This window comes from Idiomarina sp. ST10R2A5 (assembly GCF_051842325.1).
Taxonomy (GTDB): domain Bacteria; phylum Pseudomonadota; class Gammaproteobacteria; order Enterobacterales; family Alteromonadaceae; genus Idiomarina; species Idiomarina abyssalis.
On the sequence record NZ_JBNIEX010000009.1, the window covers coordinates 62,112 to 84,670 of the forward strand.

Genomic DNA, 22,559 nt, shown 5'->3' on the forward strand with positions numbered 1-22,559 from the left:
GGTTATTATTGTTCTCAGGGTAATGTTAAAGAGAAAACACCACCACCTAAGTGTCCATTATTTTTTAGTTCGATAAAACCTTTTTTATCATTTCGTTCATGTGCATTTGCGATTAACTGCGCAAAGTAGAGCCCAAGGCCGGTTCGTGCCTGTTGAACCTTTAACTCTTGCATGAGCATAGCGGCATTTTTGAGCATAACAGGGGGAAAGCCATCCCCGTTGTCATGAACTCTGATTTGGCAGCCACCGTCATTTTTTGTTTGTACTTCAATAAAGAGTTTATCGGCGGTATAACGCATTGCATTAATGATGATGTCATTAAGCAAATTACAAATCAGGTCTCTGTCGAACCATGCTACAGCGCTCTCATCAATTTCTGTACTGACAGTAATACCGCGTTGCTCAAGGTACAGTTCGTTGTTTAATAATAGCTCTTCGACCAGCTCATCCAGATGATGTTGGTCGATATTTAATGGCAGCGCGTCGTTATTTTCACGATAGAGAGTCAACATCTGCATTAAACTGGAGTTGATGCGCTGAGCTTCGTAATGGACTTTTGCCATTTTTTCTGTTGCACTGCTGTCAGTGACCTGTTCAGATACTTCTTCTATCATTTGAATAAGTAAACACAATGAGTTTTTCATGTCGTGCACAGAGGACGCCAGTACGGTTGAAAAATCAAATGTGGGCTGAGTCATAGAAGGCAGTTCCTGCAATTTTGACAAATACCGTTGCTATCCGTTCTTTATTTGTCATAGTTATTAAGATTGTTATAGTATTTTCTTATATCACATTTCGCAAACAGAGTGGCACGTTCCTCAATGAAATTACAGCAGTTACGCTACATTGTTGAAGTAATGAATCACAACCTGAATGTTTCCGCTACGGCTGAAAGCTTATTTACGTCGCAGCCGGGAATCAGTAAACAGGTGAGAATGCTGGAAGATGAGCTGGGCGTGCAGATATTTGGCCGGACAGGAAAGCATTTAACCCATGTAACACCTGCTGGTAAAGACATTATCTCGGTTGCACAACAAGTTCTGGATAGCGTTCAGTCAATAAAAACCGTTGCAGCTGAGCATACCTTGCCAGATCAGGGGAAACTCAATATTGCGACAACTCATACTCAGGCTCGTTATGCATTACCTGACGTTATTGAACGTTTTATTCAGCATTACCCTAAAGTGTCGCTGCATATGCATCAGGGGTCACCTGAACAAATTAGTGAAGCAGCAGCAAAGGGGCGAGCTGATTTTGCTATCGCCACTGAAGCATTGCACTTATATCATGATCTGATCATGCTGCCCTGTTATCACTGGAATCGTTCTATTGTGGTACCAAAATCGCACCCGCTTACGCAGCTCAGCAAAATAAGTATTGATGATATTGCTCAATTCCCGTTAGTGACTTACGTGCATGGTTTTACCGGTCGTTCTGAACTTGATAAAGCTTTCGCCGAGGCCGGGCATGAACCTAAAATTGTTTTTACGGCAACCGACGCTGATGTCATAAAAACTTACGTGCGGATGGGGTTAGGAATTGGTGTATTAGCGAGTATGGCTTATGACCCTAAAGTTGATACGGATCTTGTTGCGATACCGGCTGAACATCTGTTTGCGCACAGCACGACGAAGATAGGTTTCCGCCGAGGTACGTTTTTACGCACTTACATGTATGACTTTATAGAGAATTTTGCACCGCACCTAACCAGGGAGCAGGTACAAAAAGCGACGCAACTGAAAACTCAGGAAGAAATTGATAAGTTGTTTGAGAACTGCTCATTGCCGATGCGTTAAGCACCGGCAATGATTTGAGTCGTTAACATTCAATAATATTGACTGCCAAGCCGCCGCGAGCGGTTTCTTTGTATTTGGTTTTCATATCGTTTCCAGTGTCCCACATGGTTTTAATCACTTTATCCAGAGACACTTTATGGTCGCCTTCGCCTCTCATGGCTAAGCGGGCAGCGTTAATGGCTTTAACAGAACCCATTGCGTTTCGTTCAATACAGGGTACTTGTACTAAACCGCCCACAGGGTCACAAGTTAAGCCAAGGTTATGTTCCATACCAATCTCTGCCGCATTTTCGACTCTGGATGGATCACCGCCCATAAATTCGGCCAGCGCACCTGCGGCCATTGAACAGGCAACACCGACTTCACCCTGACAGCCGACTTCAGCGCCAGAAATAGAAGCGTTTTTCTTATACAGAATGCCGATAGCAGCTGAGGTCAGCAGAAAGCGCACAACGGCATCTTCGTCCAGAGTTTCTATAAACCTGTCAGCGTAACTCATTACTGCCGGTATAATACCTGCGGCACCGTTGGTAGGGGCTGTGACTATACGACCACCCGCAGCGTTTTCTTCATTAACGGCTAATGCGTATAAATCTACCCAATCCATTACTTGCATAGCATCGCTGGATTTTTCTTTCTTCAGGCGTTGATATAAAGATGACGCGCGACGACGCACTTTGAGACCGCCGGGAAGAATGCCTTCGGTGGTAATACCGTTTTTGATGCTTTCCTGCATTGTGCGCCAGATTTTCATTAAACCGGCACGAATATCTTCTTCACTACGAAAGGCCTTTTCGTTGGCCATCATTAATGAACTCATGCGCATACCATGTTCTTTGCAATGCGCCAGAAGGTCAGCGGCACTGTCAAAGGGATATGGAATAGGTTTGGCGGACTGTTCTATTGCTTCTTCCAAAGTCTCGTCAAAATCCTCGTCGCGAACGATGAAGCCACCACCAATAGAGTAGTAAAGATCGCTATAGATTATCTCACCGTCTTTCAACAGCTTGAGCTCCATGGCGTTAGCGTGTTTCGGCATGGTTTTGCGGCGGTGAAAGGTAATAGCACCTTCACTCGGGAAGGAAACTTCCTTCTCACCTAATAAATTCAAAGTTTCGGTCTTACGCGTTTGTTCCAGAAAGTCCTCAACACTGTCAGTGTCGACGCTTTCAGGAGTTTCGCCGGCAAGTCCAAGAATAACGGCTTTGCCCGTACCGTGACCTTTACCGGTTTGACCAAGCGAGCCGAACAATTCGACTTTTATTCCGTCTGCGTTGTCGAGATGCCCGGCTTCTTTTGCCATATGTAAAAAGTCATAGGCTGCTTTCATTGGTCCTACCGTATGAGAACTGGAAGGACCAATACCAATTTTATAGATATCAAAAACGCTAATCATAGTTATCCTTACCTGTCGCGCATGCTCGTTCTGATTATTATAGTATTGTCGCATGATTCATGTGGGGGGAAGCAAGTTTTAAACAAAAATAAGTGGTCAGTTCAGTGGTCTGAAATGATTTTTCCCGTCGGGTTGTAATTGTTCTGACAATTCGCGCAAGATCCCGGCGGTTGCGCCCCAAATATTTCGATGCTGCCAGGGGATGAAATACACCCGGTCGTAGATAAACTTACGAATACGGTAAACGTAGTGGTTTCCATGATCGAGAATATCAGCCAGTGGTACTTCAAAAATCTCTGCGACTTCACTTTCCTCGGCAACCAAGGGCTGTTGTGGCGAGACAAAAGCCACATAAGGGCGGATCATAAAATACGATAAGACCGGGTAGTCGTGTAAACGCCCTATGACTTCGACCTGACTGCGGGGCAGGCCAATTTCTTCTTCGGTTTCGCGCAAGGCAGTATCCAGCAGGTCAGTATCAGTATCGTCAAACCGGCCACCAGGAAAACTGATTTGACCCGCATGCTTGCGCAGTTTGGTGGAACGCCTGGTGAGTATGAGTGATAGTCCGTGTGGTCGCTCAATAATTGGGATTAACACCGCTGCCGGACGCAAACGCTTACGCAACGGCTCATCAATTCTGCGCTCAACCGGGGGGGATGGGTAAAGGCTAAAGCGACGAATAAAGTCTGCGCGGGTGTTAATCGTCATGATGCTAATACCGGCAGGATGCGTGACACTTTGTCCTTAGTCTCCTGATACTCCTCAGAGGCCGTTGAGTCCGCGACCAGACCTCCGCCGGCCCAGCAGTAAAGCTGACCGTCTTCGGCGAGCAGTGTACGAATGGTAATGCTGGTGTCACTGCGCCCGTGCTGAGAAAAATACCCCATACTACCGCAGTAAATATTACGACGGTGTGGCTCTAGTTCTTCAATGATCTGCATGGCCCTAATTTTAGGGGCTCCGGTAATAGAACCGCCGGGGAAAGCGCCGTTGAACAGGCTCAATGCGGTGCGGCCGGGTTGCAGTTTGCCAATAACCGTTGATACCAGGTGGTGAACCGCAGGAAAGCTCTCTATGGCAAATAAGCTAGGGGTTTTAATGCTGCCCGGCTCACAGTTTTTACTGAGATCATTACGCAGCAAATCCACAATCATCAGGTTTTCTGCCCGGTCTTTTTCTGAGGTTAACAGAGCCTGCTGACTGGCCTGATCCTTGCGCGTATCGTCAAACCGCGGACGCGTACCTTTAATGGGTTTTGTTTCTACCTGACCCTTGGCATCGGTGAGCAAAAAGCGTTCGGGCGACAGGCTCAGAATAGCGCTGCCGGGAAGTCGCATAAAAGCAGAAAATGGTGCTGAATTCGCTTGCCGTAACTTCAGGTAAGCCGACCATTCACTGCCTTGATAGCTGGCTGAATAGCGCTGTGCTAAATTGATCTGATAGGCATCACCAGCCAGCAGATAGTTTTGTACCGCGTTAAATTTCCCGGTGTACTGCTGCTCGCTCATGTTACTTTGCCAGTCGCTGACTAATTGAAAGGCTGCAGCCTTCTTAGGCTTCGTTGTCTGGTTCCAAAACTCGGTGAGCTCTTCTAACTGATCGACTGGCGCAACTAGCCATACCCTGTCGTTCTTCCGGTCGATAATCAACGCCTGGCTGTAATAGGCCAGTACCGCATCGGGAGACTGGTAGGTATCCGCATTAAACTCAGGAATGACTTCCAGTGAACGGCCATGGTCATAGCCAACAGCACCGGCAAAGCCACCCTGAAAAGGCAGTTCAGCAGGCCCGGAATAATGACCGGATAACTGGTTCAATTGCTCGGCATAATGACAAAGCTCGGCTGCCGACTCGGGAGCGGGGGGAAGTTTTGACGACTTGTCTGTTGATACTTTCAGTTTGCCTGCTTTACAGCTTAAAACCAGTTCTGGCTGCCGGAAGATAATATCGTAGGCACAGTTTTCATGGCTTTGTGCAGCAGAGTCCAACAACAGTGCATAGCTTTCATGTTGACAGCGCTGAAATAACTCAATAGCTGAGGCCTGGCAATTAAGTTTTATCGCACAGAGATCTGGAAAAACACTCACATCATGCTCGCAATTCAGGCTGGTTACTCATTACCAATATACTACCACAGCAAATATTCGCCGTTCAGTGGCACTGGTCAGTTGTTAGTGAAAACGCTATTATAGCGCCACGCAAAAGTTAACCAAGAGGCAGTTCCATGACCACCATTCGTCAGGCCGATTTTATTGACAGTATTGCCGATGCGTTGCAGTACATTTCTTATTATCACCCACTGGATTTTATTAAAGCACTGGATGAGGCATACCAGCGTGAAGAGAGCGAAGCGGCAAAAAATGCCATTGCTCAGGTACTGACTAACTCGCGTATGTCTGCACAAGGGCACCGTCCAATTTGTCAGGACACCGGTATTGTCACCTGTTTTGTGAAAGTGGGCATGGGTGTGCAGTGGGATAAGACCGACCTGACGGTTCAGCAAATGGTGGATGAAGGTACTCGTCGAGCCTACAACAACCCGGACAACCCGCTGCGTGCTTCTATTGTGGCAGACCCCGCGGGCGCGCGTAAAAACACCGGAGATAACACTCCGGCCGTGGTGCATATTGATATGGTACCGGGCAGTGAAATTGAAGTAATGATTGCCGCAAAAGGTGGTGGCTCAGAGAATAAATCCAAAATGGCCATGTTAAACCCAAGTGACTCGATTGCGGACTGGGTTGTAGAAACCTTACCGAAAATGGGCGCTGGCTGGTGTCCGCCGGGTATGCTCGGTATTGGTATTGGCGGTACAGCTGAAAAGTCTGCGGTATTGGCAAAAGAATCCTTAATGGAGTCTGTCGACATTCATGAGCTTATTGAGCGTGGCCCGCAGAATGCCGAAGAAGAGCTGCGTTTAGAAATTTTTAACCGCGTTAACGCGTTAGGTATTGGTGCTCAGGGCTTGGGTGGTTTAACAACGGTGCTGGACGTGAAGATTAAGTCACTACCAACCCACGCAGCCTCTAAGCCTGTCACTTTAATTCCGAACTGTGCAGCCACCCGTCACGTTCACTTTACGTTAGACGGCAGCGGGGCAGCAGATTTAACTCCTCCTAAATTAGAAGACTGGCCGGATGTGACGTTTGAGCTAGGCGATGATGCTCGTCGGGTGAACCTGGATGAAGTAACTAAAGAAGACATTCAGGACTGGAAAATGGGTGAAACTGTGCTCTTGTCCGGTAAGTTACTCACTGGTCGCGATGCCGCTCACAAGCGCATTAAAGGCATGCTGGATAACGGCGAAAAACTACCGGTTGATTTCAACAACCGCTTTATTTACTACGTAGGGCCAGTAGATCCTGTGGGTGATGAAGTTGTTGGTCCGGCAGGTCCTACAACCTCAACTCGTATGGATAAATTTACTGACCAGATGCTGGAAGAAGCCGGCATTATCGGCATGGTCGGTAAAGCAGAGCGTGGCCCTGAAGCCGTAGAAAGTATTCGTAAGCACAAAGCCGTTTATCTTATGGCCGTTGGCGGCGCGGCTTATTTGGTGGCTAAAGCCATTAAGAAGTCTCGTGTCGTAGCCTTTGAAGATTTAGGTATGGAAGCCATTTACGAGTTTGAAGTGGAAGACATGCCGGTCACTGTGGCTGTGGATAGTGACGGTCAAAACGCGCATACTCAAGGCCCAGCAATTTGGAAAGCGAAAATTGCCGACCTTAATGAAAAATTAGGAGCTTAATGATGTCGCTGGCACTGTGGCAATGGATGGCAATAATTGGAGTGCCGGTTGTGACTGTAATTGCGGCGTTGTTGTTGCTTTGGCAACAGCAGCGCCGTTTGCGTTTACAGGCAGAGCAGCAAAATACGGCACTGGAACAGGACTCGGATATTCTTCGTGAGCGCGTTGATGAGCTTCAGCGTGAAGTGTATGAAAAAGACAGTCGTTTGCGCGAAACGCTGGCCAGAGCTGAGCATGAGCAGAAAACCGCAGAAGAGAAGCTGAACTTATTAAAAGTCAGTGAAGAACGTCTGACCCAACAGTTTGAAAACCTTGCAAATCGTATTTTCGATGAAAAGTCGAAAGGACTGCAACAGCATCATCAACAGTCCTTGCAGGCTACGCTGGAGCCTTTCAAACAACAAATTGATGCGTTTAAAAAGCAAATTACTCAGCAGTATACTGACGAAACCAAAGAGCGCTCTGCTTTAAAAAATGAGGTTATGTCGCTTAAGGATTTGAATCGCCAAATGGCGTCTGAAGCTGAAGCATTAACCCGGGCATTAAAGGGCGACACCAAGCAACAGGGTAACTGGGGCGAAGTGGTACTGGAGCGTATTCTGGAGCAGTCCGGTCTGCGTGAAGGGCACGAGTATCAGACACAAGCACATCACCGCGACGAAGACGGTAAGTCGTTCAAGCCAGATGTAATTGTGCATTTGCCGAATAAAAAAGACGTAGTTATCGACTCAAAAGTTAGTTTGTCGGCTTATGAGCGGTATTTTAATTCTGACGATGATGCAGACCGCGAACGGGCGTTAAATGAGCATGTTCAGTCGCTGAAGCAACACATAAAACAGTTGGGTAAAAAGAGCTACCATCAACTGGAAGGGTTGCGAACGCTGGACTATGTGTTGATGTTTATTCCGATTGAACCGGCATTTTTGCTTGCAGTTGATCGTGATCCTGAGCTTATTCGGCTGGCGCTGGACAACCAGATTATGCTGGTCAGCCCGACCAACTTATTGGTTGCGTTGCGTACGGTTCACAATATCTGGCAGTACGAGTATCAGAACCAGAATGCTGAAAAAATAGCGACCGATGCGGCACGTTTGTACGACAAGTTTGTGGGCTTTGTTGAAGATTTAGAGAAAATCGGTAACGGCTTACAAACGTTGGATAACCGTTATCAGGAAGCTATGAAGAAGCTGAGTACCGGGCGCGGTAACCTCATTGGCCGAGTGGATAAATTCCGTCAGATGGGTGTGCAAACGAATAAGCGATTAAATCCGGATTACCTCGACTCCGAAGAAACCTCTCCGGAAGGTATTGAATCCGATGGTGGAGATAAGAAAAACGACTGAGCCAACGCTCAGTCGTTTACTTTTATCAACTTAATGCACTGCGACGATAATGATCAACCCACAATGAGGTCGCGCCACAAACCGCCAGCGGCATGATAATTAAATTAATCAGTGGGATCATGGTCAGTACGGTGACACCGAAACCAAACCCCAGTGTTTTACCGCGGCGTTTATGCAACTCGGAACGCATCCTCGGGAAGGACAGTTTGTGATTATCGAACGGGTAATCAAGGTACTGTATCGACATCATCCAGCAAACAAAGATATACCAAAGCACCTGCCCGATAACTGGAATAATAAGCGACAACAGAAAAAAACCAAGCGCTCGGGGAATGTAATACATGAGTTTCTGCATTTCCCGTTTTAAAGTTCTTGGAATGTCTTTAAACAGACCTAAGAATCCCTCGTCGCCTAAGCTCTCGCTGCTTTCATAGCGCTCTACTTTTTCTGCCAGAAGCCCGTTAAAAGGGGCCGCAATTAAATGCATGATGGTACTAAAAATAAACGAGAAGAGCGCAATAATGGTAATAACTGCAAGTGGCCATAAAAGAAATTCCAACCATTGGAAAAAGTCGGGCAGCCAACTCATAAAGCGATTCAACCAATAGTCGACTTGGCTATACAGCCAGCTGAAAGCAAGCGAGAACAGGATAAGGTTGGTCAGAATAGGTACTACGACGTAACGACGAAGGCCCTTAGTTCGGATAAGTTGTAACCCTCGACCTATGTAAGCAAGTCCAGAATCGCTGTAGGCTGCTTTTTGCATGAAAACTCCAGAGGTTTAAATTTGCTTATTATAATAAGGCAATACAGTGGCAATGTGAGGGCTAAATTGTTACAAATGGCTACCGGATCTGCTAGAGTCTTGTGATAATAAACTGTCGTGCTAATAACGAATAAAAACAACTGAATGCGCCTAAAACACATCAAACTGGTTGGTTTTAAATCTTTTGTGGATCCAACCAAAGTTCCTTTCCCTGACCAAATGACCTGCGTCGTCGGTCCGAACGGCTGTGGCAAATCCAATGTGATTGATGCCGTGCGCTGGGTGCTGGGTGAAAGTTCAGCCAAAAACCTGCGTGGCGATGCCATGAGTGATGTGATTTTTAATGGCTCCAGTGCCCGTAAACCGGTTTCTCAGGCCAGTGTTGAACTGGTATTCGATAACAGTTCGGGACGTATTCAGGGTGAGTACGCGGCATTCAATGAAATTTCAGTTAAGCGTCTGGTGACCCGCGACGGCCAGTCGAACTATTTTTTGAACGGCAGCCGTTGCCGACGCCGTGATATTACCGACTTATTTCTGGGAACCGGGCTGGGTCCGCGAAGTTACGCCATTATTGAACAAGGCATGATTTCCCGCCTGATTGAATCACGTCCGCAGGAACTGAGGGTGTTTATTGAAGAAGCCGCAGGCATTTCAAAATACAAGGAACGTCGTAAAGAAACCGAAAACCGGATGCTGCATACACGCGAGAACCTTGAACGCCTGAGTGACGTTCGCGAAGAGCTCGGTCAACAGCTCGAGAAGCTGGAGCGTCAGGCAGCTGCTGCCATTCGTTATAAAGAACTGAAAGCCAGTGAGCGTAGATTTAAAGGTGAACTGCAGGCCCTGCGCTGGCTGAAATTGGATAATCAACGACAGCAGTTGCAGGCGCAGTACGCAGAGCAGCAAACGGAGCTTGAACGCTGGCAGGCACAGCAAAGTGGTGATGAGCTGGGTGCCATTGAGCTGAAAGAGCAGGCAGAAGAAGCGCGCGATAAGGTTGAGCAGTCGCAGGAAAAGATGTTCTCGGTGGGTAATGAAATAACCCGTATTGAACAAACACTGAAGCACCAGAAAGAGTTAAAAGAGCAGCGCAGCCAGCGGCAGCAGCAGTTAAATGAAGAAATAGAGCAGCTTAACGAGCAACTGGCGGATGATCGCCTGCAAAGAGAGCAACTGGAAGAGCAGAAACTGATGCTGGAGCCTCAGCTGGAGCAGGTTGAGGAACAGCTAGAAAGGGTATCAGAACAGTCTCAACAAGCTAATGAGCAATGGCGGCAATGGCAGCAACAACAAAGACAACAGCAACAGCAGCAACGCGATGTTGAAAAACAGCGACAGCAGGCGCAACTGAAGCTGCAAGAGCTCAAACAAGGCCAGCAATATGCGTTGCAACAAGTCGAGCAACTTCAAAGCCAGCAACAAGAGTTGCAGCAACAGGAACAAGCATTATCTGTTGACGAGAACGAACAGGCTCTGGTGGAGTTAAAGGGTGAGCTGGAGCAGGAAGAAACTCGGTATCAGCACAGTAAAGACCAACTGCAGAAACTTCAGCAAGCGTTTAAAGAACAACAGGAACAACATCGACAGACTCAACAGCAACAAGATAAAGCTCAGGCTCAGTTAACCGCCATTGAGCAATTGCTGGAAGGGAAACAAAATAACGACAGTCGCAGTGAAAAATGGATACAGGAGAAGTACCCGGAAAGCTTGAAGGTCAGGGAATTACTGCAGGTTGAAAGTGGCTGGGAAATGGCGGTTGAACAGCTGGCTTATGACTGGTTGGATGCCGTGGTTCTGGAGCAAGCTCCGGAAGAGACACAAGCAGTTTCCGGTGTGAAGTTGATTTGGCCTGCAAGCGCACAAGAGCCCGAGAGCTGGTCGCTGGCTAATAAAGTCAAAGGTCAACTGCGTTATTGGGCGCCGTTGCAGCAGTGCCTGGCAATTGAGCAGGAAGCAAGTGCCAGACAGCAGTTGCAACAGAGTGAGGCAAGTTTTGCCGTGTCGAAAGCCGGTAACTGGTACTGGCAGGACGGCTTTATTGCGGCTCGTGTTGACGAGGATAATAGTGTCCTTCACCTGCAGACACAGAGTCAGAAGTTACTAAAACAATTGGAGTCGCTGGCAGCTAAGTTGTCTGAAAGTGAAGCGCAGCTGGAACAGACTCAGATGAAAGCTGAGCAGGCACAAGAGCGACTGGAGCAGGTTCAGGAGCAGGTTCAGCAGACTCGTAACCAGCAGGGTAAAGTCGAAGAGCGATTGCAGTGGAATATGCAGCAGGCTGAGCAAATACAGCAGCAATTAGCGAACGTGCAAGACAAGCAGCAAGTGCAACAACTGCATGCTGAAAGTTCGGCAGAGCAGCAACAGCAGATTGAAATGCAGCTGGAAGAGTTTGAATCGATGCTGGAACAAACTGAGCAGGTTGATGAAGACTTTGGCGAACAATTGGAATCTAAAGTTCGTGCCGAAGATGAACAGTTGCAGCAACTGCGCAGTCAACAGCAACAGATGACACTGCAACAGCAGAATTTACAGGCTCAGGCCGCGCAGTTGCAGAAGTTACTGCAACGCAGTGAACAACGCTACCAGCAACTTCTGCAGGAACGCAGTGAGCAACAGGCTGCAGACACAGATGAGAATCAAGATGCACTCGATGAGCGGTTGACGGAGTTACTGGATAAGCGCGGTGAAGTTGCGGAACAATTGCAGGAGCAACGCCAGCAATTGTCGCGGTTAGAACATGACTTGCAACAAATAACTCAGGGACAGAGTGCAATTCAAAGCAAAATAGGTCAGGCCAAAGAGGCGATGCAAACCACTGAAATTGAGCAGGTTAAGCTTCAGGAACGCAGTCAGGCCGTGCTTGAAACTCTGGCTGAGACAGGTCTTACTTTGAAAAGTATATTGGAAGAGCTGTCCTCTGAAGCTGACGAAAAGCAGTGGCAACAAGATCTGGAATCAATACAGAGTAAGATAAAACGACTCGGTGCGATAAACTTAGCGGCAATTGATGAAGCCGAAGCGCAAAGAGAGCGTAAACAGTATCTCGACCAGCAGGTGGATGATCTATCATCGGCGTTAGAGACTCTGGAAGCTGCTATCCGTAAGATTGACAAAGAAACGCGTCACCGGTTTAAAACAACCTTTGATGCAATAAACCATGATTTACAAATTTTGTTTCCTAAAGTTTTTGGTGGTGGTAGTGCTACGCTGGAACTTACCGATGATGACTTACTGGAAACAGGCGTTACTATCATGGCACGGCCACCGGGTAAGAAAAACAGTACAATTCATTTGCTGAGCGGTGGAGAAAAGGCGCTGACCGCATTATCATTGGTGTTCGCGATATTTCGCTTGAATCCGGCACCCTTTTGCTTGCTAGATGAGGTTGATGCACCGCTAGATGACGCTAATGTGGGTCGCTTTTGTCGCCTGGTCAGTGAAATGTCGGAATCGGTACAATTTATTTATATTAGTCACAATAAGGTGGCTATGGAAATGGCAACTCACCTGGCTGGGGTCACCATGCAAGAAGCGGGTGTCTCGCGGTTAGTAGCCGTTGATGTGGAACAGGCTGTGGCGATGACAGACGCTGGTTAAAACAGGCTTTATGGAGCGAAAATGGGCAGTTTACAAATTACCCTTAGTATTCTTGGGATTCTGGCAATAGCCGGCATTGTTGCACATGGCGTCTGGAAAATACGTAAAGGCAATGCGCAACAGCGTCAACGTGAACAACGCGTCGCTGAAAATAGGCAACAACAGTCGTCAGCTTTTGATGACGACGGTATAGGCGAAGTACGTGTCGTTAAACATAAGGCGGAAGAAGCGGCAGAAGCCAAAGAGTCTGTTGCGCCTGAACTAAGCTCTTCGACCTCAGAGAAAGAGGACGACAACGAGCATATTGAACAAATGTCGATGGATTTAGATCGTGATGACGAGCTTTCCGAGTCACTACCCTCTATGCGTGTCAGTAATGAAGAGCAAGTTGACGTTGAGCAAACGGAGCTTAAATTCGACGATAACGACGATAACGACGAACATGACGAGGAAGTCGAGCAGTACGAAACGTTAGAGGAAGATAATCAGAAAAACTCTGAAGATTTTGAGGCGGTTCCGGAAGAAGTTATAGCCTTGCATGTTAAGGGGCCGGTACAAGGCGCTGTCTTATTGCAAATGATGACGGAGCTGGGCTGTAAGTTCGGCGAGCTTGGTATCTTCCATCGCTATGAAAATACGGCCGGTACGGGACCGATGATTTTCAGTGTGGCGAATATGTTCAACCCGGGAACTTTTGATCTGGATAATATGGAAAACTTCGAAACTGAAGGTGTTGCCTTTTTCATGGCGTTACCCATGAAGTTTGACGGCCAGCAAGCCTTTAATATGATGCTTAATGCGGCTAAGAAGCTCGCCACCGAAATTCCGCAAGGACAGGTTTTGGATGGGCAGCGCCAGTTATTGACCCGCCAGTCGATTCACGAAGCTCGCCAACGTATTCGTGAGTTTGAACGTAAACATTCAGCTTAACTACAGGTCATTATGAATCAGTCTGTTTCCCAGCGTATGCAAGAGCTGGAAGAGTTACTTAATCGTTACAATAAAGAATACTACGAAAACGACGAACCAAGCGTACCTGATGCTGAGTATGACCGTTTATTTCATGAGCTAAAGGCATTAGAGAGTGAGCATCCCGATTTGAAAAGCTCTTCGTCGCCCACGATGAAAGTTGGTGGGAAGCCGCTCGGTCAGTTCAAAACAGTTCAGCATGAAGTCCCCATGTTATCACTGGATAACGCCTTTTCCGTTGAAGAGTTTGAAGCGTTCAGTAAAAGAGTTGAGCAGCGCTTAGATACTAATCAAACAGTGACTTTTTGTTGTGAGCCTAAACTCGATGGTGCCGCAGTTAGTCTCCTTTATGAAAATGGGCTATTAGCACGTGGGGCAACTCGTGGCGATGGTCAAAGCGGCGAAGACATTACAGAAAATGTAAAAACCATTCGTAACGTGCCACTAAAACTTTCGGGCGATGTTCCCGACCGACTTGAAGTGCGCGGTGAGGTAGTGATGCCGTTAGGCGCTTTCGAACGCTTCAATGAACAAGCTCGTTTGCGCGATGAAAAAGTGTTTGCTAACCCACGTAATGCTGCAGCAGGCAGTTTGCGACAGTTAGATTCTAAAATTACGGCTAAGCGGCCGTTGCATTTCTATGCTTACAGTCTGGGGTTAATTTCGGAAACCACTCAATTACCTGATAGTCATTATGTGCGTTTACAGCAACTGAAAGACTGGGGGCTGCCGGTCAACATTGAAATTAAAACCGTTGATTCAGTGCAGGACTGTGATGATTACTATGAATCTATTTTAGCGCGTCGGGATTCTCTGAATTACGACATCGATGGTGTCGTTTTTAAAGTCGATTCTGTTCGTTTGCAACAAGATTTGGGCTTTGTAGCCCGGGCTCCGCGTTGGGCTATTGCTCGTAAGTTTCCTGCGCAGGAACAGCTGACTACGATTACCGGAGTCGACTTCCAGGTTGGCAGAACAGGCGCTATTACGCCTGTAGCACGCTTAGAGCCGGTTAATGTCGGAGGAGTAACGGTATCGAATGCAACCTTGCACAATGCTGATGAAATTGAGCGTTTAGGTGTGCGAATTGGTGACTGTGTGAGTATTCGTCGCGCCGGAGACGTGATTCCGCAAGTTGTGAGTGTGGTAAAAGATAAACGTCCTGAAAAAACCGAAGCTATTGAGTTTCCTCTGCACTGCCCGATTTGTCAGTCAGATATTGAGCGAGTCGAAGGTGAGGCTGTAGCCCGGTGTACGGGAGGCTTGTATTGCGCGGCCCAGCGCAAAGAAGCGATTAAGCATTTTGCTTCTCGCAAAGCCATGGATATCGACGGGTTAGGCGATAAAATTGTAGAGCAACTGGTTGAAAGAGACTGGATAAAGTCACCTGCGGATCTTTATCGTTTATCAAAAGCCGAGTTGGCAACTTTACCCCGAATGGGCAGTAAATCTGCTGAAAATCTTCGAAATGCGATTAAAGCAACACAAGAAACAACGTTAGCCCGTTTTATTTATTCATTAGGTATTAGGGAAGTGGGTGAAGCGACGGCCAACGCGCTGGCAAATCACTTTAAAAAACTGGATGCGCTCGTTGCAGCTAATAGTGAGCAGTTACAGGAAGTCCCGGATGTAGGGGCTGTTGTAGCGCACCACATTGTGTCCTTCTTTCATGAATCTCATAATCAGCAGGTTGTGGCGGAACTAACGGAGTTTATTTCCTGGCCGGAAGGCGAAGACGCCAGCTCTGTTCAAAGTGATCGCCTGGCGGGTAATACTTATGTTATTACCGGTACTTTGTCGACGATGACTCGTGATGAAGCAAAGTCGGCGCTTGAAGCGCTGGGAGCAAAAGTCGCTTCCAGTGTTTCTAAAAAGACAACGGCTTTGGTTGCCGGGGAGAATGCTGGTTCGAAATTGACTAAAGCCCAGTCCCTTGGGCTTTCAATACTTGACGAAGATGCATTGCATCAGTTGTTAAAAGACTAGCGCCCGCGGGAGCTCAGGTCTTTTAATAGGCCTGAGCCATTGATATCAATAATGCCTTTTTCTTCGTCGAATTCAAATTTGATCGTAGGGTGCGTTGTATCCAGCAAGAAACTACGGTCATTAATTTGTACGCGCAGATGCCGAAGAGGTTCCTCTTCATCAAATTCCTGACGGTGATTCACACTGATTTTATGCTCACCAATATTTAATTCAAAACCTTTGAAGAAGCCGTTAGCAAATTCAGCTACATAAACTTGCCCCTGCTTATTAACGAACAGGTTGAGAATATAGTTCGGCGGCATTTCCGAGGTCCGCATCTGAGATTTTCCTGCGGTGAAAATAATGGTGTCATAAACCTTTTTATATTCGAAACCAAAATTTAAAGGCTCAGTGCGACCCGAAGGATAAATGACTTTTCCGCTTCCCTCTGCTTTCCAGTCAGCTAAAGTCTGTGCACTAAAAAGTAATGCTATAACGACAAAAACAAATTTTAAGTTATTCATAGGTTGCCTCAACTACTCACCTCAGTGACATTTACTTTTAACTTAAGCATTTGCCCTGGCTGTAGATAACGATTGCGCTGAATATTATTCCATTGCTCTATTTGACGAATGGTGACATTAAATTTATCAGCAATCCTGGCCAGTGAGTCACCGGTGCGTACACGGTATCGGATATTACGCATAATGCTGTTGATACCGCTTTGTACTGCCGAAGAGGGTTCAGCTTCCGTCCAAACCACCAATTCTTGCCCTGGTCTTAAATAATCACCAGGAGCCATAGAATTCCAACGTGCTAGATCTCGTAAATTAACGCTGTAAGCACGGCTAAGATCCCATAGTGTATCACCCGACTGAACAACGTGCTCTAGACGTTTACCCTGACGCTTTTGATCTTGACGGTCTTCGCGTCGCTGATCCTGAGATAGCTTATAGTTGTCTATATTCAGGGTTGCAACAGGCACTAACAGATGTTCACCAGCACGGATGATATGACTACTGATATCATTCACCTGCTGAATGACGTCGACCGATGTATTGTATTTATTGGAAATGGTTAACAGGCTTTCACCGGATTTAACCTCATGGCGCGTCCAGCTCAGCCAATCTTTAGGCTCGGTTTCACTTAATGCCTGTTTAAACTTTCCCGCATTCTGGTGAGGAAGAAGTAAACGATGAGGGCCGTTTGGCGCCGTCGCCCAACGGTTATAACCTGAGTTGTATTGGTGCAGGGAATCCAGCGGCATATCAGCCATGTCGGCAGCTAAAGCTAAATCAATTTGCGCCGGAGTCTCAACCACTTCCAGTTTTGGCTGGTTTTCAATGGGGTACCACGTGATACCATACTCTTCACTGTTGGCGAGTATTTCTGATAACGCAAGTAACTTGGGTACGTAAGCTCTTGTCTCGCGCGGCAGAGACAAGTTCCAGAAGTCAGTTGGTTTGTTTAATCGTTCATTTTTTCGAATAGCGGCGGCAACACGGCCTTCACCCGAATTGTAGGCAGCAAGGGCATGCATCCAGTTGCCGTCAAAGTAACGGTGTAACGCTTGTAAATAATCTAAAGCCGCATGGGTGGCTGCGAAAACGTCACGGCGACCGTCATACCACCAGTTGATGTCTAACCCATATTGGCGCGCTGTACCCGGAATAAATTGCCAAACACCCGAAGCACTGCCGTGGGAGTAGGCGAATGGGTCGAATGCACTTTCTACTATCGGCAATAAGGCCAGGTCAACAGGCATGTCGCGCTTTTCCAGCTCTTCGACAATTAAATGAAGATAAGGCTCGGCTCGCTTAGCTACGCGGTCCAAATATTCGGGGTGACTTGCATACCAGTTGCGCTGACTTTGTACTCTGGGTACATCAGGTACTTCAAAACGCAGCTGTTGCCGAATTCGTACCCATAGGTCGTCCTGCTCCTGAGGTGTCAGCTCGACAGGTTTGGCCGCAGCAACTTCTTCTTCAGCGGGCTGGCTAATAGCCTCTTCAGGAATGGGAGTTAGCTTAAGCTCAGATGGCTGGTTGGTTTCTATCGGGTCGTTGTCGCTAAACAGCATCGTGTTTTGGCAGCCACCTAATGCCAGGCCACTGGCTACCATACAGTACTTAAACCATGTGTTCTTTCGTTTGCTGTTTGTCATGCGCAATTTACTTCCGATAATTATTAAAATCTTGAGGAGTTTAAAGAATCACGCGTTATCTTTCCACTGTCTAATTGTGTAAAAAACGTCCTCAGGAGTGTTTTTTACACTTCCGGCATGTTCACTGGCCGCTGCAATAACACTTTTTTGATCAAAACGAAGAAAGGGATTAATGGCTAACTCCAGCTGTAACGTACTCGGTAGAGTAATTTGGTCTTGTTCACGCAGCATTTTGACCTTTTCGGCATAACTTTGCAGTACAGCGTTGTTTGGTTCAACTTTTAATGCAAATGAGAGGTTTGCCTGGGTGTACTCATGCGCACAGAATACTCGGGTTTCACCCGGAAGCTTGCGTAGCTTTAAAAGAGAATGGGTAAACTGTTCTGGTGTGCCCTCAAACATTCGGCCACATCCGCCAGAAAATAGCGTGTCACCGCAGAATAGGAAACCCGGAGTATAAAAACTAATGTGATCTAAAGTATGTCCCGGCGTACTAAAAACCTGCCATGAAATGCCACCAACCGTTACTGTGTCACCATCGCTGACTGTTTGAGTTAAGGTTTTTATTTCAGGGTTATTCGGGCCAATGACCTGACATGGAGTTTCCTGGACCAATTCAGCAATACCACCAGTGTGATCGTAATGGTGGTGAGTGACCAGGATAGAATCAATACTTTTATTGTTTTCTTTCAGCCATTGTTGAACGGGTTTAGCTTCTCCAGGGTCTACAATAATAACCGAGTCATTATTACTGGTTTCAATCGCCCATATATAATTGTCATCAAAAGCTTCAATTGCATGAACTCGCATGTTAACCCCTATAACGCTAGGATGAGAAACCCAGCGAGTAAGTTGAAGATAAGTTCATAATACAGGAATTAGCCGTGTTAATTAAACCAGCGTACTCAAAAATTGATTTAGCAGCTCCGGAAGATTGGCAGCAAATGGCTTGTGGGCAGTACATGGTGGAGCAAACGGCTGAGCTTATCCGGTCTCATCAACGCAGGTTGAAACCCGGAAAGACGGTGGCAATTAGCTCATTGGGGCCGCGGCTCAATGAGTGCTTTAGAGGTAACGCAGACTGGCTGACTTTAGGTGCCGCAGGAAAGGTGGCGGTGCGCAGTGAGCTGACTGACATGGCGCTAAAACAAGACAGTGTGGATAACCTCATTGCTCCTTTTGTCCTTGAATTTTGCCAAAATCCACACAAGCTATTAAGAGAGGTTGCTCGAGTTCTGGACGATGACGGTGTGCTGGTGTTGACGGGCTTTAACCCATATAGCCCGGCAGTAGCGAGTGGATTCTTTGTTCGTCATAAAAAGAGCTTTCCCTGGTGTGGGCGATATTTTACGTTGATAAGAGTAAAAGACTGGCTGGAAGTTTTAGGGTTTGAGGTGCTTGAGTCTGAATTTTATGTTTCACACTTTTTACACCACAGCGAACACAGAGGAAGCGACTGGTCAACAAAGCTGAGCGAAGCGATACCGGGAATGCGCGCCGCTTACTTTATTGTGGCCAGGAAACAAACTTTAATAACTCGATTGAAACCCTCGGTTCAGCGCAAACAGCTTGCCGTAAATGGAAGACAAACGGCAGCGGCAATGACGACAAAACAGTTTTCAAAATCTCAACGCAATTAAAGAGGTATTAAATTTATGATTACAGCACAAGAGTTATGTGGCAAAGCGAAGTCTAATGTAAAAGAAGTAACAACCGATGACTTACAGAAGGCGATAGAGCAGGGCGCTCGTGTCATCGACGTGAGAGAACCTGCGGAATATGGTCAGGGTCATATTCGCGAAGCAGTAAATATGCCCCGGGGTGTGTTGGAAATGCAATTGAATCAACACCCCGATGTGGCAGGTTATGATAATGCACTTGAGCGCATTGCTGAGAAGCCTCTGTATCTTATTTGTCGCACCGGCGGGCGTTCAGCTCTGGCTGCGGAAAGTCTTCAGCGCATGGGGTTCAACGACGTTTATAGCGTCGATGGAGGGATGAGTGCCTGGCAGGAGGAAAAACTGCCGGTAGTTGCCGGCGAGTAATTTACTCGCCTTCAAACCCTTTATCTTCTAGTAGCGGCTCGCGCGTTGCGGCGTTGCGGGCCAGTTCATCACAACGCTCATTTTGTTTATGCCCGGAGTGGCCTTTAATCCACTTCCATTCTACCTTATGGCGACTAACTTCCTGATCCAGTTGTTGCCACAGATCTTTATTTTTTACCGCTTTACGTGCCGACGTACGCCAACCATTTTGTTTCCAACGTTGCATCCATTGTTCAATGCCCTGTTTTACATACTGACTGTCCGTTGTAAGAATAACGTGACATGAACGTTTTAAAGCACGTAAACCTTCAATAGTAGCCAGCATCTCCATTCGGTTGTTGGTTGTTAGCTGATACCCCTGGCTTAGCTCTTTGTGATGTTTGCCATATTCCAGGACGGCACCATAACCGCCTGGACCGGGATTCCCCAGGCAAGAGCCATCGGTATATAAATGAACAGTTTTTGAGTTCGACATGTTACTTGCTACTATATCCATTGTTTTCAGCGAGTATATCAGGATTTCAGCATGCGTCAGGTCGTATTAGATACAGAAACTACCGGGATTGACCCTGCCAAGGGCCATCGAATTATTGAAATTGGCTGTGTGGAGCTTATTAACCGTAAATTAACCGGTAATCATTTCCATGTTTATATTAATCCTGAACGGGTGGTTGAACAGGAGGCCATTGAGGTTCATGGAATAACGAACGACTTTCTGACCGACAAGCCAGTATTTGCTCAGGTTGTCCACGATTTCATCGAGTTCATTAAAGGTTCGCAGTTAGTGATTCATAACGCACCCTTTGATGTGGGCTTTATGGATGCTGAATTCAGCCGTATAAGACCGAATGTTGGCTTAACTAATGACTACTGTACGGTACTGGATACTTTGCAGTTAGCGCGCGAAATGCGGCCAGGGCAAAAAAATAATTTGGATGCTTTGTGTCGTGCCTTCGATGTTGATAACTCGTCTCGTGAACTGCACGGAGCGTTGCTGGATGCTGAGATTCTGGCTGATGTTTATTTAATGATGACAGGCGGTCAGACAGATTTGAACCTGGCTAGCCACGGAAAAAATCATCAGGATGGTTCGCAAAAAGTTGAGCATCAGAAGGTGACTAACCCTCCGGCATTAAAGGTTTTACGCGCAACGGCCGATGAAGAAGCATTACATGAGGCGCGTTTAGCGCGAGTTAAAGAAGAAGGTGGGCGCTGTCTGTGGCAAGACTCTTAGCTTTATTACTGGTTCTGGCGACTAGCTCAAAGGCACTCGCAATACAGAGTTTTAGTGATGTTGACTCTAAAGAAGAAGTTGAAAAGCAGGCGATGAGCCTGATAGAGGGCGATATTACCAATAAGTTGCCAATTAAAGGTCAACGCTTTCGTATCGACGACAATGTCGAGGAAATTACCTTACTGTTTTTTCGAGAGCCAGGCAGTAAGCCTCTGGTTTTGATAAAACCGGATGGCAGTAAATGGTATGACTCACGCTACCCAGAAGATAAAGTTACGTGGTTTACCGACCCTAATTTTGACATTATTCGAATTAAAGAACCTCAGCCAGGCCCATGGCAGGCTGCGGGCCGTATCGATGAAAATAATAAAGCATTGGTAATCTCTGATATTCGTTTTGAAGCAGAACCTTTGCCGAACCCTTTATTTCAGCATGAAGAGCTAAAAGTTGAGGGTAAGCTTTATAATGGCGATGAAATGGTCGAAACCGCACGTTTTCGCCAAACGGTCATATTAGATGTGCTTTTTGTTAGCACGAATAACCCGGATTTTGATAATTTTGGTGCTAACCCAGCCCGGGTTGCTCAATTTGAAGATAATGGACGGGGACACGATGAACGAGCTGGGGACGGTGTTTTCACCGGCTTTTTTAACCTGAGTGTTGAACCCGGTGAATGGATGGCGACTTATGAAATGACAACACCGCTGTATCAACGAGTGTTTGAGTTTGGCCCGCTTGAAGTTGAGCCCCTGCCTGTTGAATTTGAAGTTATCCAGTCTGAAGCGGTAGATGAAAACCACCGGTTGAAGATTGAAGTGGATGACAACTGGATAGACCCTAACAGTTTGGTTATTAATGGTGAAACAGCTTTCCCTAATGGTGAAGTACGCAAATTCACTGTCAGCGAGACCGAAGGGTTTCCGTACCATGTTGAGATTGCAAACCTGGCCTTTGGCAAGCATTTAGTCGATCTGGATATTTTTGCGACGACTGTCGATGGAAGGGAGTTTGAGGCCAGAATTGATGACTTCAGCTTTATTGCAAAAGAGCCACCACCACCTGAGCCTACCGCAGCCGAACTTGCTGAGCAGCAGCAAAGAGAATTAGAGCGACAGCGGGAGCAAGCTCGGCAGGAACGAGCAATAAAAGAAAAGCAGGCAATGACGAATCTGATTATCATTGTTGTCGTGAATTTTGTTCTGATTGGCCTGGCTCTGTTTGCGCTGTGGTGGTTTAAATTCAGACAAAAGAAAGTATCCACTGAAGCGGCTAATCCAGAAACTGGAAATGCAGAGAAAAGTGGTAAAAAATGACCTTTGTGGTTAAAAAAGCGCAGATCTGAATATAAATCAGACAGTCGGCAAAAATCTTTAAAAAAAGTGTTGACTCATTTGCCCCTCACTCGTAATATGCACGCCGCGTTGAGGGAGACTTCAACGTGTAGTACTAATGCGGAGTGGTAGTTCAGTTGGTTAGAATGCCGGCCTGTCACGCCGGAGGTCGCGGGTTCGAGTCCCGTCCACTCCG

The 22,559-nt window shown here is 46.8% G+C and carries 19 protein-coding genes and 1 tRNA gene; 11 read left to right on the forward strand and 9 right to left on the reverse strand.

From position 1 onward, the window contains the following. Positions 1 to 14 precede the first annotated feature (14 nt). Positions 15 to 698 carry a sensor histidine kinase gene (locus ACP7FG_RS11280; RefSeq protein WP_199494160.1) on the reverse strand — a complete coding sequence of 228 codons (684 nt, stop codon included), beginning with the start codon at positions 696 to 698 and terminating at the stop codon, positions 15 to 17. Between the two features lie 123 nt (positions 699 to 821). Between ACP7FG_RS11280 and cysB the strand changes: the two genes are divergently transcribed. Continuing rightward, entirely contained in the window at positions 822 to 1,796 is a 975-nt protein-coding gene (cysB, locus tag ACP7FG_RS11285; protein WP_222235533.1) for an HTH-type transcriptional regulator CysB, read from the forward strand. A gap of 22 nt (positions 1,797 to 1,818) precedes the next feature. Here the strand turns inward: cysB and ACP7FG_RS11290 are convergent, their stop codons facing one another. From ACP7FG_RS11290 to pabB, 3 genes are all read right to left on the reverse strand, one after another. Further along, positions 1,819 to 3,192, reverse strand: coding sequence for an L-serine ammonia-lyase (locus ACP7FG_RS11290; protein ID WP_222235532.1), 1,374 nt, complete (start codon positions 3,190 to 3,192; stop codon positions 1,819 to 1,821). A gap of 96 nt (positions 3,193 to 3,288) precedes the next feature. Next, positions 3,289 to 3,903 carry a CoA pyrophosphatase gene (locus ACP7FG_RS11295; RefSeq protein WP_439226423.1) on the reverse strand — a complete coding sequence of 205 codons (615 nt, stop codon included), beginning with the start codon at positions 3,901 to 3,903 and terminating at the stop codon, positions 3,289 to 3,291. Beyond that, positions 3,900 to 5,282: an aminodeoxychorismate synthase component I gene (gene pabB, locus ACP7FG_RS11300; protein ID WP_439226424.1), complete on the reverse strand. Its 1,383-nt coding sequence runs from the start codon at positions 5,280 to 5,282 to the stop codon at positions 3,900 to 3,902. Before pabB ends, ACP7FG_RS11295 begins: the two co-directional genes overlap by 4 nt. A 137-nt stretch (positions 5,283 to 5,419) precedes the next feature. Between pabB and ACP7FG_RS11305 the strand changes: the two genes are divergently transcribed. Both ACP7FG_RS11305 and rmuC read left to right on the forward strand, forming a co-directional pair. Continuing rightward, positions 5,420 to 6,943 carry a fumarate hydratase gene (locus tag ACP7FG_RS11305; RefSeq protein ID WP_273022273.1) on the forward strand — a complete coding sequence of 508 codons (1,524 nt, stop codon included), beginning with the start codon at positions 5,420 to 5,422 and terminating at the stop codon, positions 6,941 to 6,943. Then, complete coding sequence (gene rmuC / locus ACP7FG_RS11310) at positions 6,943 to 8,286, forward strand: DNA recombination protein RmuC (RefSeq protein WP_439226425.1); 1,344 nt, start codon at positions 6,943 to 6,945, stop codon at positions 8,284 to 8,286. Before ACP7FG_RS11305 ends, rmuC begins: the two co-directional genes overlap by 1 nt. Positions 8,287 to 8,311: 25 nt before the next feature. Here rmuC and cysZ read toward each other — a convergent pair whose 3' ends face one another. Further along, positions 8,312 to 9,052: a sulfate transporter CysZ gene (cysZ, locus tag ACP7FG_RS11315; RefSeq protein ID WP_439226426.1), complete on the reverse strand. Its 741-nt coding sequence runs from the start codon at positions 9,050 to 9,052 to the stop codon at positions 8,312 to 8,314. Between the two features lie 144 nt (positions 9,053 to 9,196). Here cysZ and smc point away from each other — a divergent pair, with 144 nt between their 5' ends. Genes smc through ligA form a run of 3 tightly spaced genes read left to right on the forward strand, consistent with a single transcriptional unit; the run spans position 9,197 to position 15,610 of the window. Continuing rightward, positions 9,197 to 12,655 (forward strand): chromosome segregation protein SMC, encoded by a 3,459-nt coding sequence (smc, locus tag ACP7FG_RS11320; protein WP_439226427.1) that lies wholly within the window; start codon positions 9,197 to 9,199, stop codon positions 12,653 to 12,655. A 21-nt stretch (positions 12,656 to 12,676) separates the two neighbouring features. Then, entirely contained in the window at positions 12,677 to 13,585 is a 909-nt protein-coding gene (gene zipA / locus ACP7FG_RS11325) for a cell division protein ZipA (RefSeq protein WP_439226428.1), read from the forward strand. Between the two features lie 12 nt (positions 13,586 to 13,597). Further along, entirely contained in the window at positions 13,598 to 15,610 is a 2,013-nt protein-coding gene (gene ligA, locus ACP7FG_RS11330; RefSeq protein WP_439226429.1) for an NAD-dependent DNA ligase LigA, read from the forward strand. Here ligA and ACP7FG_RS11335 read toward each other — a convergent pair. Genes ACP7FG_RS11335 through gloB form a run of 3 tightly spaced genes read right to left on the reverse strand, consistent with a single transcriptional unit; the run spans position 15,607 to position 18,563 of the window. After that, the gene (locus ACP7FG_RS11335) at positions 15,607 to 16,113 is read right to left on the reverse strand and encodes a hypothetical protein (protein WP_222235523.1); all 507 of its coding nucleotides are present in this window, start codon (positions 16,111 to 16,113) and stop codon (positions 15,607 to 15,609) included. The two genes, ligA and ACP7FG_RS11335, sit on opposite strands and share 4 nt — an antisense overlap. Before the next feature lie 8 nt (positions 16,114 to 16,121). Next, complete coding sequence (locus tag ACP7FG_RS11340; protein ID WP_439226430.1) at positions 16,122 to 17,753, reverse strand: LysM peptidoglycan-binding domain-containing protein; 1,632 nt, start codon at positions 17,751 to 17,753, stop codon at positions 16,122 to 16,124. 48 nt (positions 17,754 to 17,801) lie between these two features. After that, on the reverse strand, positions 17,802 to 18,563 hold the full coding sequence (gloB, locus tag ACP7FG_RS11345) for a hydroxyacylglutathione hydrolase (RefSeq protein WP_224797242.1): 762 nt from the start codon (positions 18,561 to 18,563) through the stop codon (positions 17,802 to 17,804). Positions 18,564 to 18,637: 74 nt separating this feature from the next. Between gloB and ACP7FG_RS11350 the strand changes: the two genes are divergently transcribed. Next, positions 18,638 to 19,393, forward strand: a complete 756-nt coding sequence (locus ACP7FG_RS11350; RefSeq protein ID WP_224797243.1) for a class I SAM-dependent methyltransferase — start codon at positions 18,638 to 18,640, stop codon at positions 19,391 to 19,393. A 15-nt stretch (positions 19,394 to 19,408) separates the two neighbouring features. Next, positions 19,409 to 19,798 carry a rhodanese-like domain-containing protein gene (locus tag ACP7FG_RS11355; RefSeq protein WP_224797244.1) on the forward strand — a complete coding sequence of 130 codons (390 nt, stop codon included), beginning with the start codon at positions 19,409 to 19,411 and terminating at the stop codon, positions 19,796 to 19,798. 1 nt (position 19,799) lies between these two features. Here the strand turns inward: ACP7FG_RS11355 and rnhA are convergent, their stop codons facing one another. Continuing rightward, entirely contained in the window at positions 19,800 to 20,273 is a 474-nt protein-coding gene (gene rnhA, locus ACP7FG_RS11360) for a ribonuclease HI (RefSeq protein ID WP_054488324.1), read from the reverse strand. A gap of 51 nt (positions 20,274 to 20,324) precedes the next feature. On the opposite strand from rnhA, the gene dnaQ reads away from it, so the two are divergent. The 3 genes from dnaQ to ACP7FG_RS11375 all read left to right on the forward strand — a co-directional run bounded on the left by dnaQ (position 20,325) and on the right by ACP7FG_RS11375 (position 22,559). Then, the gene (dnaQ, locus tag ACP7FG_RS11365; protein WP_439226431.1) at positions 20,325 to 21,032 is read left to right on the forward strand and encodes a DNA polymerase III subunit epsilon; all 708 of its coding nucleotides are present in this window, start codon (positions 20,325 to 20,327) and stop codon (positions 21,030 to 21,032) included. Further along, a complete protein-coding gene (locus ACP7FG_RS11370; RefSeq protein ID WP_439226432.1) occupies positions 21,017 to 22,345 on the forward strand; it encodes a TIGR03503 family protein in 1,329 nt (442 codons plus the stop codon). Before dnaQ ends, ACP7FG_RS11370 begins: the two co-directional genes overlap by 16 nt. A gap of 140 nt (positions 22,346 to 22,485) precedes the next feature. Then, positions 22,486 to 22,559, forward strand: a tRNA-Asp gene (locus ACP7FG_RS11375).